The organism is Paenibacillus tyrphae (genome assembly GCF_000722545.1).
Classification (GTDB): domain Bacteria; phylum Bacillota; class Bacilli; order Paenibacillales; family NBRC-103111; genus Paenibacillus_G; species Paenibacillus_G tyrfis.
Genome location: NZ_JNVM01000008.1, coordinates 68,642 through 84,482 on the forward strand (window position 1 = coordinate 68,642; position 15,841 = coordinate 84,482).

The following is a 15,841-nucleotide window of genomic DNA, read 5'->3' on the forward strand; positions in this document are numbered from 1 at the left end:
AACAAAGAACCTTCGCATTCCCTGCGAAGGTTCTTATTCTATCTACCGGGTCGATCACTGCTAAAAAAACCTTGACCGAAGCTAGTTCTTTCTAAGTTTGTAATACTTGTATTTCCTATTTTCAATCTCAATGTCGTTTAGAAATTCAAACCCACATTTTTGAATCACTTTATTCGATGGAAGGTTACGTATTTGAGCGATCGCAATGAGTTCCTCGACAATGGTATTATCAAACAAATACTTAACTAATCCTTTTGCAGCTTGAGTCGTGAAACCCTTGTTCCTGTGGTCTTTTGAGATCCCAAAAAAAATCTCTCTATTTGGGGGTGATACTTTATCTAACATTCCTGTACCGCAAACACCGATAAACTGACCAGAATCTTTGGATATAATACCCAATCGCAAACGTAGTTCTCCAACATCTCCATCTTTTGATAAAGCATTTAAAAATCGTTTGTTATCTGGTATTTCGTAATTTTTGATCCAGTCTTCCCTTTGTTCCTTAGATACATTCCAATCCATTAGAAATTCATAAAAGTGAGGTTGCCAGGTAATATTGTGGAGTTCGTCTAAATCCTCAACCCGATACTCTCTCAAAATTATATCTTTACACTCTATAGTAAAGATGTTTTTGCCCATATCTTGTGAATTACTCATTGATATCCTCCTACTGTATAGAAGGAATACAAAGCAGTGCAAGAAAAGGAATATCACAAAATGCAGGTAACCACAAGGATTCACTACATCATGTGATTAAAGACACACTATGCTTTGCATCCTTGTAATAGTGAAAATTTATAGACAGATCAACCATTACAAAGTTGCTGGCATAGTTAATTCCCCTTTCAAATATATCCTAACAAATTGTAGCAAAATCTAAGATTATATTCAATGAAAAACAAAGAATCGTTTCCAATTCATCTTCATTCGTTCAAGAAAGTCGTCGCCCGATTTTGAATCAGCTTCGCCACGTCCTCCGCGGACTTTTGGCCCTTGAAGAAGGCTTCCGATTCTTTGATAATAATGTCCTCCAGCTTGGAAGGCTTGAACGCCACCTGATAGACGGCCCCCGACAGATGCTGCTCCAATCCCTGAAGATCCGCTTCGGTGACTTGGAACGTCTTGCCCTTCAGCGGTCCTTCCTCGTGAGCTTTGACTTTTCCGGTTTGGAGCAATTGCTTCACCTGCTTGTGAAATACGGCTTTGTTCAGAGGAAAGCCGGCTCGTTCCGGTGACTGCTTCTCCTCGGATATCAGAAATTTGATAAAATCCCAGGCTTCCTTCTTCACGGTGGATTTCTCGTTTATGCCCATCGTCCGGTAAGTCCGGAAAAAATCTCCGGCTTTTTGGCCTTCTCCCTTCGGTTTGGAATACAGTTTGGGTTGAGCGAAATTTTCCTTCGGCGTCAAAATATAATCCGCGGGTGAAATGATATGCGTCATTGTGAAATACGATTTGCGCGGCTCTTCCGTCACGACCTTCTCCTCAAACATCGATTTTACTTGCTTCATTAAGCGAATAAAGGGCTCGGATTGGAAGTTGGCTTTCCGGTTGACCTGATCTACATATAAGGAATAATTATTTTTTACCATTTCATTTAACAGTCCGGCGGGATTGACCATAAAGGCATAACGCTGGTCCCCTTTCTTCGCCAGCGCTTTGGCCGTCTCGCTGAATTCGCTCCAGGTCCAACGGGCGTCGTCGAAGGTCACCCCTGTTTTCCGGATCGCCTCTTCGTCCCCGACAAGGCCGTACAAGAAGAAATTGACCGGCATCCCGTAGACGCTGCCGTTCAGCTTGATTCCTTCCAAAATGTTCTGGAAATATTGATCCTTCTTGAACTCGGGGTCCTTCTCCATCATGTCGCTTAAATTGGCGAGCACTTTCTTATTTACATAGTTATCCATAGGCAGCAGGTCCATCTCCACCAGATCCGGTCCTTTCCCGGATAACATTTGCGTATTCGTCTTTTTGATAAAGTTTTCCGTGTTTTCTTCGCCATGACTGTCGTCCGTTGGGACAAAGTTAAGCTGGATCTCGATATTCGGGTGCTTTTCCTCATATTTGCGCTTCGCGTCTTTGAAAAAATCGTCCTCAAAAAACGTCGAGAGTACAACCGTCTTCTTGCCACCCTGTGTTTGAGCGGATTCGGCGGTATGACTTGCCGTTTCCGTTTGCGTCTCGTTCTTGTTCGGTCCGCCTTCCTGCTGCGTCGCTCCTTCAGGGCCTCCACCGGCGCTGCAAGCCGTCGCCGCGATCATCAATAGGCAGCCGCTTAGGCCTAGCCATGCTTTTCTCATTTCTCTTTCCCTCCTGTTAAGAGCTTTTTGATTCCAATTCATCAATCGTCACAAACGAATAGCCTTCTTCCTGCAACTCCTCGATCATCTTGGGCAGGAATTCGATCGTATTGCTCAGATCTCCTTTTTTGCCGCCGAAGCTGTGCATCAGAATGATGCCTCCGGGCTTTAGATTCGCTTTGACGTTTTTCAGCATGTTCTCCGGCGTCGCTCCCGCCCAATCCCGCGTATCGACATTCCACAGCACATTGTGCTGACCGTTTTGCTCGATGGCTTCGGTCACTTTTTTGGAAACTGCGCCGTAAGGCGTTCGGACATATTTGGGGACCTCGCCCGTTGCACTTTGGATCACCTTGTTCAGCTTGACGATTTCATTGTTGATCTGCTGCCCGTTCAACTTGGTCAGATCCTTGTGGCTCCACGTATGATTCCCCAGCATATGCCCTTCCTTGACGATGCGGGATAGAACGTCCGGGTATTTCTCCGCCTGATAGCCGACGACGAAAAAAGTCGCTTTCGCGTTATACTTCTTCAAAATGTCCAAAATTTTGACGGTATATTTCGCATCCGGCCCGTCGTCAAAGGTGAGCGCGACCAGCTTGTCCTTCTTCGGCGGCTTCAGGTTCGTCTGACTCTGGACTTGCTCACTCTTCGCCTCTCTTACTTTCGCCTCCGTCTGGGGGAGCATCGCATCGACGATAAAATAGCCGGACAGCAACGCAAGCATAACGATGCCAATCCGCAAACGCAGCAGTTGTTTTGTCCTCTTCATCTCGTTCAACCTTTCTATGAAATTTGTTTCCCTGAACCTAGTTATAAGTCAACATTGTTACCAAAACTTCTCCGAGTTGTAAACAAAATGTAACCGAGCGTCTAAACAAGGACACTTTCCGACAAAAAACCCCCGTATCATGCGCAGCAAGACACGGGGACGCTTCACTTAAATTCGATAATAAATAGGGAATTGTTTTGGGAAAAAGGCGCGGCACTCGGGGCGCTGACGACAGGATGGGACTCATACCATTTCCTGCCGTTCAGCAGCATCCTCCGGTTATCCGGGCTCCACTCGATTTGCTCGGGAACGATTCCCTTGTAGATTTCTTTTTCGTTCATGATATTGTTTCCTTGCAGCTTGGCCACGTACAGATTTTCGCGGCCTTTAGAGTAGGCGATATATTTGCGGTCGCGCGAGAGCTGAAACACGCCGCTCCGTTCAAGCAAAATCGTTGTCTTCGCATTCCGGCGGTCGAATAACGTTAACGAACCTTCCTCCCCGACAAAAACAATTTGATCGTCATTCACAAAATCGCCGTTTCCCTCGCTGCTTACGGGATGCTCATACTGGCTTACGAAGGCATCGCCTTGAAGTGAACCGAAAACGATGTATGCCTGACGAGCCGCGATTTTGAAAATTAACGCGCTTGCCCCGTCATCCGAAACCTGAACGGAGTAAAAGTGATGGTTCTCCGTTTTCCCGGGGAACTTGAATTCCTTCGTCTCCTGACGTGTCACGTCATAAACGACAATGACAGCCTTCTGGTTCCCGTTCTCTTGCACAAAGGAGACGTAGCGCCCGTTATTCGACCACGACATCTGTCCCGCCACGACAACACCCTCTTTGTTGGTCCACTCCCTCAGGACAGTTTGCTTTTGATCCGCCAAACGAAGCAGCATTAGCTTTTCTTTGCCGCCGGTCTGAACGGAAAACGAAGCATACGCGCCGTCGGCAGATACTTTGACGCCGTGCACAAATCCATTGATGTCCGGCCATGACTGCCGGGTCTTGAGTTCGTAGTCCAACTGCTCGAAGCTTCGCTCCCGGCCTCTTTTACCAAAATATCCAAGCACGTGCTCCTTGTCGGTCCAGCCGAACAGCTCGCCCTCCTCGTTCTCCGGCAGCTTATAAATTTTGCTCACTTCGAATGTCTCGCTTAAGCTCTGCGGCTCGCGGCCTTCTTCCGCGTCGGGAATAATAACGGTCTTCGATTTCAGCGCCCCCGTACAGCCGGTGACAATAACGGCCAGCAAAACAAACGCCGCCGCCCACAGGAATATCCGTTTCATTCTGCATGTCCTCTCTTCGGCTTCGTATAAGGGAGCTCAATCGCTACGCTCGTTTCCTGATCGGCGCTGCGGATCGCAATGCTCCCCTGGTGGTCGTCGACAATCGCTTTGCAGATGCTGAGCCCTAAGCCGCAGCTTCCTAATTCTTTGGACTTCCGCATATTGGCCCGGTAGAACGGCTCGAAAATTTTCGCCAAATCCTCCGGACGAATGTCTTCCCCTTGATTCGCAACCGTCATATGCACGCGGCCGGAGACAAGCTGCGCCTTCACCGAAATCGCCGTATGCGCGAAGCTGTACTTAATCGCATTATCGATAATATTGATGAACAATTGCCTTAGTTTGGGTTCGCTTCCATCAACCCACAGCCCGTCCTCCACCTCGCAGCGAATCGTTTTCCGGTACCGCTCGGCTTTGAATTTCATGCCCTCGCATACGTCTTGAAGCAGCCGCCCGGCCAAGACAGGCTCGAACGCTTCCTGGTCGGACGTTTCCTTGGAAAGCTCCAATAATTTAACCACCATATCGTGGAGCCTCTTACTTTCGTCGACGATATGATTCATGCCTTTGTCGAAGAAGGCTTCGTCGGTTTGCCCGTTTTCCTTGATCATTTGGGCATAGCCCAGGACGGATGTCAGCGGCGTTTTCAATTCGTGCGTCACATTGTCGAAAAACTGCTTGCGATGGCGGTTCAGCTCCTCCAACCGGTCCCGGTCCTGTTGGATGCGCCCGATCTGGGCCTTGATCTTCTCGATCATCGTCCCGAAGTTATCCGCCAGCTGGCCGATTTCGTCTTTCCTTCGAAATGAAAGGCGGATATCCAGATTGCCGTTCGTCACTTCCGTCGATGCCTTGGTCAGCTTGACGATCGGGATGGTGATGTTTCGCGATAAAATATACGAAAAGATAAACGCAGCAGCGAAGATGGCGATCGTAACGTACGAAATAAAATCCAAAATATGCCTGCTCTGCTCATACAGCAAGGAGAAGTCTTTGGCGAAGCGCAAAATCCCTACTTTTTTCCCATCGATGACGACCGGATACGAGTAGTAAGCTTCCGCAGCACTGTCCGTGTAGTTGATCGTGTACGAGGTTTTGCCGTTCAAAGCATGGTCCAGATCGTCGCCCGCCGTATTCAAGCTTTTCCACCCGGCCGAAGCATAGACCAGCTCTCCATTTACGCCGTAAGCGCTAATCTCGCTAGAAGTGACCTGCCGAAGCTCTTCCACCACGTCCTTCGCCATTTGCCGGAAATAGATCTCGTCGTTGCCGAAATGATTGATCATAAAAGCCTGCTTGACATAGACACTGCTGTTCTTCTTGAGGCCGATCAAGTCCTGGGTAATGATCTTCTCGTTGCTGGTCTCGATAATCTGTACGATAAAGTGATTAAGCAGCAAAAACGAGGCGGCGAAAATAACAAAGAGACCCAACAAAAATTTTACTTTAATGGTCGGTGCCGGGATCATGCCTTTAATCCACCTGTTTGTCAAATTTATACCCCACCCCGAACACGGTCACGATCACATCGCCCGCCTCCAGCTTTTTGCGCAGCCGTTGGATATGAATATCGACCGTTCGCGTATCGCCGACATATTCGTAGCCCCATACGAAGTCCAGCAGCTCCGTCCGGGTAAAAATTTTGCCCCTGTGCCGGTACAGCGTCATCAGAAGCTCGAATTCCTTGGGCGTCAGTTCGACGATCTCGTTATTTTTCCGGACCAGCCGCTCGCTCTCGGTAATCTCGATATTTTTGAATCGGACCGGCTCGTCGGCCTGCTCTTCCGCAGGCTTATGGGGATGGGTCATTCTCCGGAGTATCGTGCGGATGCGCGCGATCACTTCCCGGAGGTCGAACGGCTTGGTAATATAGTCATCAGCGCCAAACTCCAGGCCGACAATTTTGTCCGTAATGTCCGATTTGGCCGTCAGCATGATGATCGGAATGTTCCGGGTCTCCGTTACGTTTTTGCATATATCGAGCCCGCTGACGTCCGGGAGCATCCAATCAAGCAGCAGCAGATCCGGTTGGAAGTGCTCGATGGCCTTGAGCCCATCCGCTCCGGTATGGGCAATCGTCGTAAGAAAGCCTTCTTTATTCAAGCCGTAGGCCAGCAAGTCCGCGATCGCTTCTTCGTCTTCGATAATTAAAATTTTCACTTTGTCCATCTTGTCCACTCCATTCTTACCGAACATGGTAGCATACCTCATGGCTTTCGATCTACTTCGATGTTAAAAGCGCCAGCATTTGGCTGACAAAATGTGCGGGCTCTTTTACAATTTTGGATAGGACGGCTGTAACGAAAACGGGGCATGCGGGCACTAATATGTGAGAGAAGAAGCTTTTACGAAACCGAGCCGACAAGAAGGTGCGTTAATGTATGATCCGATAACGAAGATCTATCTGCTTTATTACGACGATTTATACCGTTTCCTGGTTACACGGTACCCGAACCCCGACCATATCGACGACATCATACAAAATACGTTCCTCGAGGCGCTCCGGCATATGGATAGCTTCAAGGGCGACTCTTCGATAAAAACGTGGCTGTTCGGCATCGCCAAGCATCAGTTGTACCGGAGCCTACGAAAAAACAAAATCCAGCTTCCGCTGGACGATTCTCCCGAATCGGAGCTCGCCGCCCATACGGATTTTAGCGACAAGGTGCTGGCTGAGCAAATCATGGAGCGGTTGAACCGGCTCGATCCGCCCCATCGGGATATTATGCGGCTGCGGCTGCTCCATGGACTATCTTTTAAAGAAATTGCGCAATTGACCGACCGGACCGAAACGTACTGCCGCGTTAATTTTTACCGGATGAAAGAAAAGCTGAGAAAGGAGTACGGCGAGGATGAATACATGTAGTATCGTGAAAGATTTAATGCCGCTCCATGTCGAGGGGCTCGCGAGTGAGGAGAGTGCGGCGCTTGTGGAACGGCATATTGCGGATTGTGAGGAGTGCCGCCGCTTCTACGAGGCGGTGAAGCAGGATTACGAGAGCCACGAGCAGAGCCGGCCCGAGCCAGACAAGAAGCGGCAGATTGAGGAGCTGATAGCGCAGCTCGGCAAATATCAGCGCAGGATCAAGCTGGTCAGCGTCCTGGTAGCGATGCTGATGACCTGCATTATCAGCGGTGCGGAGGTTCACTTTCTGTCGACGATTCCGTTCCTGATCCTCACTCCGTTCGTATGCCGCTTATACTACTCCCGTTCGTCGCCGATTATTGCGTCAACGATTCCGTTCGGCTTGCTCGGCGGACTGTTAAGCGAGCACAATTCGAGCTATATTCCGTTCTTTACCGTGATCGCTCTTGTCAACGGGGCGGTCGGCGTCGGGGCGGCAATGCTTGTAAGGCTAGGGCTCAGGCAGGCAAAACTGGCAGTCAAAGCGGGATTAATGGCGCTGGGAGCGGCGATCCTTTACTTCGGCTGCGCCGGTTATTTCTCCTTCTGGGGCAATCCGGTCGGATATACGAAGGCGCTGCTTCAAACGAACGATTACGTCAACCGGACGTATGAACAAGGGACGCTCGACTTCAAGGGAGTGTACTTCAGCTTCAAAGACAAGCTGCATTATGGGAAATACGAATTTGTGATGAACGGGGTGCGGCAGACGGCGAGCATCGGGTTTTACCGGGACGGCAGCGTGACCGACGAGTACAAATTTAAGCTGGACAACCAATTTGGCGAAGAACGCAGCGACGATTTGAAAACCGCGATCGCCGCAGCGGTCGATCCGGTGCCTTCGCTTACCGTTGAAGCATCGCCGCAAGCGAAGCTGGAGATTACGAAGGACGACCTGGACGCCAACTTCCATTATTTGTCCCCCGACAAACTGGACAAAGCGGAGAAGCTGCGGGCCAGCGAGAGCGGGAAGCTGCGCTACGAGATCCTATTCGGCGCATCTGATGCAAGATACGAGAAGCTGACGAAGGAAGCGTTTTTGGCCAAAAGCGCAGCCGTTCTGCGTACGCTGCAAGAGCGGAAGCTGAATTATCGCAGCGTCGAGATTAAAGCGATGGACCCAAGCGGGAACATTCAAACCGTAGAGCTGACCAAGCTGACGACGGAGCAGGATTTGCCCGGCAGCTACCGGGCGTTCGATCCGGAGCGGCCAAAGGATCAGCCTTAGCCGCAACGGAAAGCCCGGGAGAGCAGACGGAGACCACCGGCCCGATATGGCCGGTGGTCTCCGTCTGCTCATAATCGGCTTCCGTAGCTCCGCCCTATCTTATAAAGATGCACACCTTGGCATCGACGTTCAAGACTTGTGTTCCGCCGGGCAGGCAAGCCAGCGGGTCGTCCCAATGGGAATGGCCGCAGAATACGAGCGCTTCCGGCCCGCTCTCCAGTACAGCGCGAATCTCGGGGCTGCCTGCGCATCCCCGCTCCGGCACATCCGGGCTTTGATGAAGCAGCATTGCGTGAGGCTGCTTGTTAAGCAGCTTGCGCAAGGCTTGCAGGTAGTCCGCTTCCGTCATCCGGTTCGGCTTGTCGGGTCTGCCGATCACGCCTCCGAGACCGCCCCATGCCGCGCCGCCGAATTCAACGATTCCCGGCCGGTCGATCGGACAGATGTTGCTTCGGCCGGAAAGCTGCCGCTTCTTGGCATCGTCCATCAGATCGTGATTGCCAGCGACTCCGACGACCCAGCGAAACGTTTCGCCAAATTTAAGCCATACGCCGGACGGATCGCCGCTGCCTCCTCGCTGGAGGTCACCATACAGATCGCCGCACAGCAGGACCCCGACCCGATCGGGAGCAAGATCGGACCGCTCGATGCCGATCAGCAGCGACAAATAGTCGGGGAGTCCTTCGCCCAGCATGACGTCGTTCCCGTCCGTGGTCCGCATCATCCCCTGCAAATCGGAGGTCACGATCAGCGCGTCGACCGACGACGGCAAAGTGCTCATCCGCCCCACGTACACAGGCAGCTGCGCTTCCTCGATACCGCCCGAGCCGGTCGCGGTCCGATAAGCGAACCATTCTACAGGCTCCGCGCCAAGCGATTCGATCCTCATGATCATGATAATCTGCCCCGGTCCGTCACCGTAATCCCTAAAGCTTCAAGCTCTGGAAGAGCTTCCTCTACGTTTCGTTCCGGATTCAAGGAACGGATCGCCTCTACGCTAATTGCGGGGGCCTCATACAATGCTTTGACAGGCTCGATCGGAATCGGCATGTCGAAGTAGCCTTCCGCCCAGTCCGCATAGTCCTCCGGCGTTTCGCAGATCGCTCCGAGCAAAAAATCCGAGCCGTCGTCTGCGCCTTTCGGCATCCGCACTTTGCCCGTTCTCCACTGCGAGTCGCCGGTTTCGCGCCATATACAGAAGGTTACGTCTTCTTTCTCCAGCGCTTCATCCTCCAGAAAGGCCAGCAAAGCTTCCGGCGCCCCGTCGTAGATTCCCGGCCATACCGCATACTCGTCTCGGGCGTGCGGGCTTAGCTCGGATTCGTGGTCGAACCCTTTCAATATGACGCCCTCCGGCGCAAACAAAACGAACAAGTGATCTCCGGCACCGTTGTCGATTTTCGCAAGCGAGACGTTTGGTGCCCAATTCGGAATAAACGTATGATACCGGAGCCATTCTTCCGGGCATAAAATCATGTCCAAGGCCGCAAGAGTCAGCAAGCGCCGCTTCAATTCATCCGGTGTCGGCAAAACAGTACGTGATGCCATCTCAATCCCCTTTCTTCATGCAGAAGTTTGGTACGTGCGGAACATGTTCCATTTTAACAAAAATGTTGCCGCAAACCCACACGCCGAATAATTTGGATTAATTCGCTTTATAAATTCTTCAGAATTCCTTTAGAAATTTCTGCGCTCGTTCTGAAGATTTATTCGATAGGATATGAAGAAAGCAGATGGAGAAGGGAGAGTATTGGCATGAGCACGCTTCAGGAAAAGCTGCTGTTCTTGTATAAGTTCTCGCGCGCACCTCAACAAATCGGCAGCGTGACGCCAAGCTCCGCGTTTTTGGCGAAAAAGATGGTCGAATCGGTGGCCTGGGAGAACGTGAACGCTGTCGCGGAGCTTGGCGCCGGTACGGGCGCGATTACGGAATATATTCAGAAGGCCAAAAAGGACAATACCCGCGCTCTTTTGTTTGAAAGAGATGCGGAGCTGCGCGATCGGTTGCGGGAGAGATTTGACGACTGCGCCTGTTACGACGATGCCCGATGTTTGCAATCCGTTCTGCGGACAGAAGGAATCGATTCGCTCGACTGCGTGATCAGCGGACTTCCGTATTTCAATTTCCCGCAAAGCTTGTGCGATCGGCTCCTTAGCGAAATTACGGCCTCCCTCAGACCGGGCGGACAGTTTATCGCTTTTCAATATTCACAGCAAATGCGCAAGCAGTTCAGCAAACAATTTGCCATTGAAGGGATTCATTTCGTTCCGTTCAATGTCCCTCCGGCGTTTGTGTATGTATGCCGTAAGGAGGAGAGCTGACGATGGATATCGTGTCGCTTCTCTCCTGGCTCTCACGGATGGCGACGGGCGAAACGATTCCGTTTCAAGAACTTGGTTATCTCATTTATGGCTGTGTACTGGGCTGGCTCGAATTTCCCTATCGGATCATCGCACTATTGCTCGTTTGCGTATTTCTAATACTACCGTGGAAAGGAAGGGATAAACAACGATGCAAGCCATAGTCCATGCTTGGATTGACGATAACGGCTTAACGCAGGCAGGAAGGGTGAAGATCGTCCGGGCTAGCTCGCAAATGCCCGTTCTTGGCCGAATCCGAGACCGGTTCGTGCTCGGGCAACCGCTCAAGGGACTGAAGATCGTTCTTGCTCTTCCTCTGGAAGCGGCGACGGCCTGTCTCGGGAAGACGCTCCAGGCCGGGGGCGCGGAACTGGTCATAACCAGCGGCGGCCCACACTCGAACGATGGCGAGATAAGCGCCGCCTTGGCAGCCGACGGAATCACCGTGATCGCCCAATCCGATTCGGAGCCGGAGTCTGCCAAGGCACGGCTTATCTGCGCCATGGAGACGGGGCCTCACCTGATCGTTGACGACAGCGGGGAATTCGTCGGCATGATTCAGTCGGAGCGCCCGGACTTGCTTGCGGGCATTCGCGGCGGCGTGGTACGGACGAGAGCCGGTCTGCTGCACCTGACGAGACTGGAAAAGGAACAACGGCTTCCGTTTTCGATAATCGTTCCAGACGATGCCCTCGACATGGATACGTTTGACCGCCGGTGCGGAACCGTACCGGCCGTATGGGATGACATGCTGCGGACGACGGACTTCACCGCAGCAGGCAAAACCGTCGTAGTCGCAGGCTACGGCCGGCGCGGCAAAGCGATCGCCATGCAGGCCAAGGCCCTCGGCGCCCACGTCGTGGCCGCAGAAATCGATCCGTTAAAGGCGGTCGAGGCTTTTATGGATGGCTGCCAAGTCATGCGCTTGCAGGAAGCGGCCTTGATCGGAGACCTTCTGATCACCGCCACCGGAGCTCTGGATACGATTGGCGGGAAGCATTACTTTTTGATGAAAGACGGCGTCTTGCTTTGCCAGACAGGGCTTGTCGGCGGCGAGATCAATACGAACGAGCTTGCGGATATCGCCGTATCGCACTGCACCGTTCGGAAAAATCTAGAGCGGTATGAGCTTATCGACGGGCGGAGCATTTATATCTATGACGCAAAGCTGCCTGTGAACGGGATAACCGCGGACCACAACTGCGCCGAGATGACCGATATGCGCTTGGCTCTGCTGGCTTTGTCGCTCCAATATATGAATGAGCATTACGACCGGCTGGGCAATGAGGTCTTGAAGGCGCCCTACGCGCTGGGCGAGGAAATTGCTGTCTTAAAGCTTCAATCGCTCGGAGCGAATATCGACGAGGCTGCGGACCGGTAGTTTGGCTACGGCCTTTTCAATAGATCGAGCAAGTCGAGACCGATCCGGTCGACGGAATCGCTCAAGAGACCGGACCGGTAATTCGAGAGCACGACAATGCCGGACGACCGGTCTTGATGAAACCCCATAAAACTGGAAAATCCGTGCGTAGATCCGTTATGCCAAGCGAACTTGCCTCGTTCATCAATAATCCATCCCAATCCGACGCCAATCGTCTTGCTGTGACGCGCATAGGTTTGTTGGCTGATCAACAGGTCTTGACACAACTCTTCGTTGGGATGGCCGCCCAAATGGGCGGATAGAAATGTGAGCTGATCGTTGAGCGTGGAGCGAAGCGCTCCGGCTCCGGGATAATCGCGCAGCAGCGTCTCGGGCCGCTGCTCGTCTTTCCCCGCATAGCCCGGAACCATTCTCGCCTGCTGCTCCGGCGGCAGCGAGATGCCAGTGTCCGTTAAATGCAGCGGCTCACATAGACGTTCGGTGATAGCCGTCTCGTAATCCGTTCCCAGCCATGTCGTCAGAAGCCTGCCGAGTATCCCCGTTCCCTCGTTCGAATAGTGAAATTTGCGCCCTACTTTGCCCGGAGGAACGTTTCGCAGATAGGAAAAGGCTTCCTGCGGCGTAAAGTGGCAGTATGGATCGCGATGCTGCGTTTTATCGAAACGGTTGCACCATGCTTTGAAGACCGGAAAGCCCGGCAGCCCCGACGTATGCGCAGCCAGATGGGCAAGCGTCACCGGATGACGGCCGGGAAGGGAAGGCTCGAACTTCCCGAGCGAGTCGTCCGGGCGAAGCGACCCTTCGGCGATCAGCAGCGCGAGCAGCGAGGTTGTGAACACTTTCGTAATCGAGCCGATTTCGTACATAAGGTTGTCGTAGGATACCGCTCCGAACGGCCGCAAATCCCCGAAGCCGTATACAAGCCGCTCCCCTCCTCGTAAAATGCCGACCGACAGCACCACATGCTTCCTTTTGCTGACATAAGGCTGAACGATACGCTTGACAGCATGTTCAACATTCGCCGTATGATTAACGCGCATTTGAGTTGATCTCCTCTCTTGGAGTCGATTTCGTTATCCAACAATTAATTTATATTAATATTTTAGCTAACTTAACAGTTTGTCAAAAAAAATTACTTTCCTTTCGCCTGCTCCTCTTCAACAATCGCTTTCAGCTTCAAGACAATGTTTCTCAAAGTCAAAATATCGTCCATCCCCAGCTTCGAATAGTAGCGCTCAATAATGGAACGCTCGATCTTCTCGTTTCGGGCCATATACTCGGTACCCCGCCGAGCCAGCTCGACGATGATCTCTCTGCGGTTGCTTAGATTGATCGACCGCTTGATGTACCCCGCTTTCTCCAGCTTGCCGAGAAATTGGCTGACGGCGCTCGGCGTAATTCCCATTTTATCGGCTATCTCGCCCGTATTGAGCCGGCCGTGCTCATGAACCATACCGAGCACAACGAGCTGCTTATCTGTAATCGTCTCATCGACCAACGCGGTATATTCCAGCGTTAGCATCACATTGGTGTCGTACTCGGCTTTGTTGATCTCTTTCACGTACCGGATCAGCTCTTCATTCATCTTAATCACCTTAACTATTAAGTTTACTTCAATATTAGTTTACTTGTTTTCCCATCCGCATGTCAAATTTACCGGAGCCAGCCGGTCCGTCCCGCATTAACTCCGGATCGAATGCCAAATTTCGCAAGAAGGTCCATCTTTGAGGTTTCGCCGCATGCGATCGCGGAATATAGTGGTTTATGCGACTGCGCGGGCTGCGCACGATCCGAGGAGGAATGAACGTTGAGCGAAAAAACTCCTTTTACGAAGGACGATATTACCTACGCCCTATTCGACATCGATCCTGCCGCTTATTACCAGGAAAGATACGCATACGGCGATGTGGTGGGTGTCGTAGCAAACGAGGGTCGGGTAACGCAGAATACGCTTATCTACCAAAAAGCGCATTATCTGCACGAAGCGCTTCGTCGCTGCTTGTCCGATCCCGGAAACCACCCGGTCAAGGTGCTCGAAGTCGGATGCGGCTCTGGAACCTTTGGAGCGAGACTGAAGCATTTTTTCCCGGAAATTGAATTGTTCGGCGTCGATATGAGCTCAAGCTGCATTGAGATCGCCAAGCAGAACGGCTTCGACCATGCTGTGACGTACGATGTCGTGCAAGGGCTGCCGTATGCCGACAGCGAGTTCGATTTCATCTATACGATGGACTTCTTCGGTCATGTGGAATTCCGGAGCAAGGATCCGATGATTGCGGAAATAAGCCGCATTACGAAGCCCGGCGGATACGGCTTTCACGGAATTGAGTCGGGGTTTATCGACTATTTGAACTGCAATCCCAAAAATCCGGACGATACCGTGCGCAAATACGTGTATATGGAAGGACATATCGGCGTCGAAACGCTGGAAGACATCCTCGACCGGTTTTCCAAGCACTTCGAAATCGTTCAAGCGTTCCCTTTTCCGATCCGCCCTCTCCTCAACATCGGCAACATTCTCAACAGCCGGTTCTGGGGTGAGGAATTCTACACGGCGTTCGCCGGCATCGACAATCCGACGAGCCGCGTCGCAGCAGACCTTGTCACGGGTTGGCTCAACAAATATTTAACCGACCAATTGCTGCAAATCTACGGCAACGAGCTCACACAATCCCGCGTTGCGGATACGGGCAATCCCGCTCTAAACCGGTTTATCGATACGCTGCTGCAGGGCTGCGGCTTCTCGATGACCACCTTGCGGAAGGCTCAAGCTTAGCGTCGAACGCCTTTCTGCGCGAAGCAGGTTTACGGGCAAAGTTAGGAGCCTTTTCAATGAACAAGGCTCCCGATTGCACGATTTAATCCATGTAGCGAAGCCGCTCCATCCCTTCCTGACAAATTGCCCGAATCTGCTCGATATCGGCGGCTGGCCGCTCGGTACGGGTGCTGTTCAAGTTCACGTTCAGCACGTTGTCGATCTTGCCGCGCGAAACGTCGGCCAGCTCCTCCAGCAGACCGAGCGCGGTTTCATCCCGTTCGACAAGCTCCTCGTACCGCAACAAATGAAGGCCCCGCTCCGGATTGTGAAGCTCCGCATACTGCAGCGCCCGCTCGTTCCAGGTATGGCCGAACAAGCCAGCATCCCCCGACCAGTATGACGTTTCGCTTTTCCATACATCAACGGGATGACGGACCATGAGAACGATAACGGCATCCGGGTAGCATGTTTTCAGCAATTCGATTTCCGGTTTCCCGTAACGGACCTCCTTGAAGCCGATTCGGTCGTGATTGTCCCGGTTTTCCGCATACATGGATCTAAAGCATGCCTTGACACCTTGAACGATCCCTTCCTTGATCCGCTCCAAATCGGGCGACATATTGGCGATCCAGGTGTTCGGATTCTCGCCACTCATGAAGTAAGCTTCCTTTTCCTCCCTGCCTTGGATCGAGAAGTGTCCTGCCAACTCGCCGATTCTGACGAATTCGGTTACGATTCCGCCGTGCTCTCCCCAAATCAGCGTTTTCCGGCGGGCATTGAAGATGCGCTGGACTAAAGTTGAGCCCGTCCGGTTAGTGACGGCCGAGATGATGACATCCATTCC

17 protein-coding genes are annotated in these 15,841 nt (G+C 52.0%); 6 read left to right on the top strand and 11 right to left on the bottom strand.

Annotated elements, in window-relative coordinates:
- Window positions 1-81: 81 nt before the first annotated feature.
- The 6 genes from ET33_RS10380 to ET33_RS10405 form a co-directional block, all read right to left on the bottom strand.
- The gene (locus ET33_RS10380) at window positions 82-657 is read right to left on the bottom strand and encodes a GNAT family N-acetyltransferase (RefSeq protein WP_051775239.1); all 576 of its coding nucleotides are present in this window, start codon (window positions 655-657) and stop codon (window positions 82-84) included.
- Window positions 658-923: 266 nt separating this feature from the next.
- Window positions 924-2,300, bottom strand: a complete 1,377-nt coding sequence (locus ET33_RS10385; protein ID WP_036680358.1) for an ABC transporter substrate-binding protein — start codon at window positions 2,298-2,300, stop codon at window positions 924-926.
- Window positions 2,301-2,316: 16 nt separating this feature from the next.
- The gene (locus tag ET33_RS10390; protein ID WP_051775240.1) at window positions 2,317-3,072 is read right to left on the bottom strand and encodes a polysaccharide deacetylase family protein; all 756 of its coding nucleotides are present in this window, start codon (window positions 3,070-3,072) and stop codon (window positions 2,317-2,319) included.
- A gap of 164 nt (window positions 3,073-3,236) precedes the next feature.
- The gene (locus ET33_RS10395; RefSeq protein ID WP_036680361.1) at window positions 3,237-4,364 is read right to left on the bottom strand and encodes a hypothetical protein; all 1,128 of its coding nucleotides are present in this window, start codon (window positions 4,362-4,364) and stop codon (window positions 3,237-3,239) included.
- Complete coding sequence (locus tag ET33_RS10400) at window positions 4,361-5,833, bottom strand: sensor histidine kinase (RefSeq protein ID WP_036680363.1); 1,473 nt, start codon at window positions 5,831-5,833, stop codon at window positions 4,361-4,363. The genes ET33_RS10395 and ET33_RS10400 overlap by 4 nt, the downstream gene beginning before the upstream one ends.
- A gap of 4 nt (window positions 5,834-5,837) precedes the next feature.
- Window positions 5,838-6,533, bottom strand: coding sequence for a response regulator transcription factor (locus ET33_RS10405; protein WP_036680918.1), 696 nt, complete (start codon window positions 6,531-6,533; stop codon window positions 5,838-5,840).
- 208 nt (window positions 6,534-6,741) lie between these two features.
- Between ET33_RS10405 and ET33_RS10410 the strand changes: the two genes are divergently transcribed.
- Both ET33_RS10410 and ET33_RS10415 read left to right on the top strand, forming a co-directional pair.
- Window positions 6,742-7,230, top strand: coding sequence for an RNA polymerase sigma factor (locus tag ET33_RS10410; RefSeq protein ID WP_036680365.1), 489 nt, complete (start codon window positions 6,742-6,744; stop codon window positions 7,228-7,230).
- A complete protein-coding gene (locus tag ET33_RS10415; RefSeq protein WP_036680366.1) occupies window positions 7,217-8,497 on the top strand; it encodes a zf-HC2 domain-containing protein in 1,281 nt (426 codons plus the stop codon). The genes ET33_RS10410 and ET33_RS10415 overlap by 14 nt, the downstream gene beginning before the upstream one ends.
- Window positions 8,498-8,591: 94 nt before the next feature.
- Here the strand turns inward: ET33_RS10415 and ET33_RS10420 are convergent, their stop codons facing one another.
- Window positions 8,592-9,392: a metallophosphoesterase family protein gene (locus ET33_RS10420; RefSeq protein WP_051775241.1), complete on the bottom strand. Its 801-nt coding sequence runs from the start codon at window positions 9,390-9,392 to the stop codon at window positions 8,592-8,594.
- Window positions 9,389-10,045, bottom strand: coding sequence for a hypothetical protein (locus tag ET33_RS10425; protein ID WP_036680368.1), 657 nt, complete (start codon window positions 10,043-10,045; stop codon window positions 9,389-9,391). The genes ET33_RS10420 and ET33_RS10425 overlap by 4 nt, the downstream gene beginning before the upstream one ends.
- A 207-nt stretch (window positions 10,046-10,252) precedes the next feature.
- Here ET33_RS10425 and ET33_RS10430 point away from each other — a divergent pair, with 207 nt between their 5' ends.
- From ET33_RS10430 to ET33_RS10440, 3 genes are read left to right on the top strand one after another with little or no spacing between them, the layout of a single operon-like run.
- Window positions 10,253-10,819 carry a class I SAM-dependent methyltransferase gene (locus tag ET33_RS10430; RefSeq protein ID WP_081890280.1) on the top strand — a complete coding sequence of 189 codons (567 nt, stop codon included), beginning with the start codon at window positions 10,253-10,255 and terminating at the stop codon, window positions 10,817-10,819.
- A 2-nt stretch (window positions 10,820-10,821) separates the two neighbouring features.
- Window positions 10,822-11,022 (top strand): hypothetical protein, encoded by a 201-nt coding sequence (locus tag ET33_RS10435; RefSeq protein WP_036680374.1) that lies wholly within the window; start codon window positions 10,822-10,824, stop codon window positions 11,020-11,022.
- Window positions 11,010-12,239 carry an adenosylhomocysteinase gene (locus tag ET33_RS10440; RefSeq protein ID WP_036680377.1) on the top strand — a complete coding sequence of 410 codons (1,230 nt, stop codon included), beginning with the start codon at window positions 11,010-11,012 and terminating at the stop codon, window positions 12,237-12,239. Before ET33_RS10435 ends, ET33_RS10440 begins: the two co-directional genes overlap by 13 nt.
- Window positions 12,240-12,244: 5 nt before the next feature.
- Here the strand turns inward: ET33_RS10440 and ET33_RS10445 are convergent, their stop codons facing one another.
- A complete protein-coding gene (locus tag ET33_RS10445) occupies window positions 12,245-13,279 on the bottom strand; it encodes a serine hydrolase domain-containing protein (RefSeq protein WP_036680381.1) in 1,035 nt (344 codons plus the stop codon).
- A gap of 92 nt (window positions 13,280-13,371) precedes the next feature.
- The gene (locus ET33_RS10450; protein ID WP_036680385.1) at window positions 13,372-13,824 is read right to left on the bottom strand and encodes a MarR family winged helix-turn-helix transcriptional regulator; all 453 of its coding nucleotides are present in this window, start codon (window positions 13,822-13,824) and stop codon (window positions 13,372-13,374) included.
- 222 nt (window positions 13,825-14,046) lie between these two features.
- Between ET33_RS10450 and ET33_RS10455 the strand changes: the two genes are divergently transcribed.
- A complete protein-coding gene (locus ET33_RS10455; RefSeq protein WP_036680392.1) occupies window positions 14,047-15,015 on the top strand; it encodes a class I SAM-dependent methyltransferase in 969 nt (322 codons plus the stop codon).
- Between the two features lie 82 nt (window positions 15,016-15,097).
- On the opposite strand, the gene ET33_RS10460 is transcribed toward ET33_RS10455, so the two are convergent.
- A complete protein-coding gene (locus ET33_RS10460) occupies window positions 15,098-15,838 on the bottom strand; it encodes a sulfotransferase (RefSeq protein WP_036680395.1) in 741 nt (246 codons plus the stop codon).
- Window positions 15,839-15,841 lie beyond the last annotated feature (3 nt).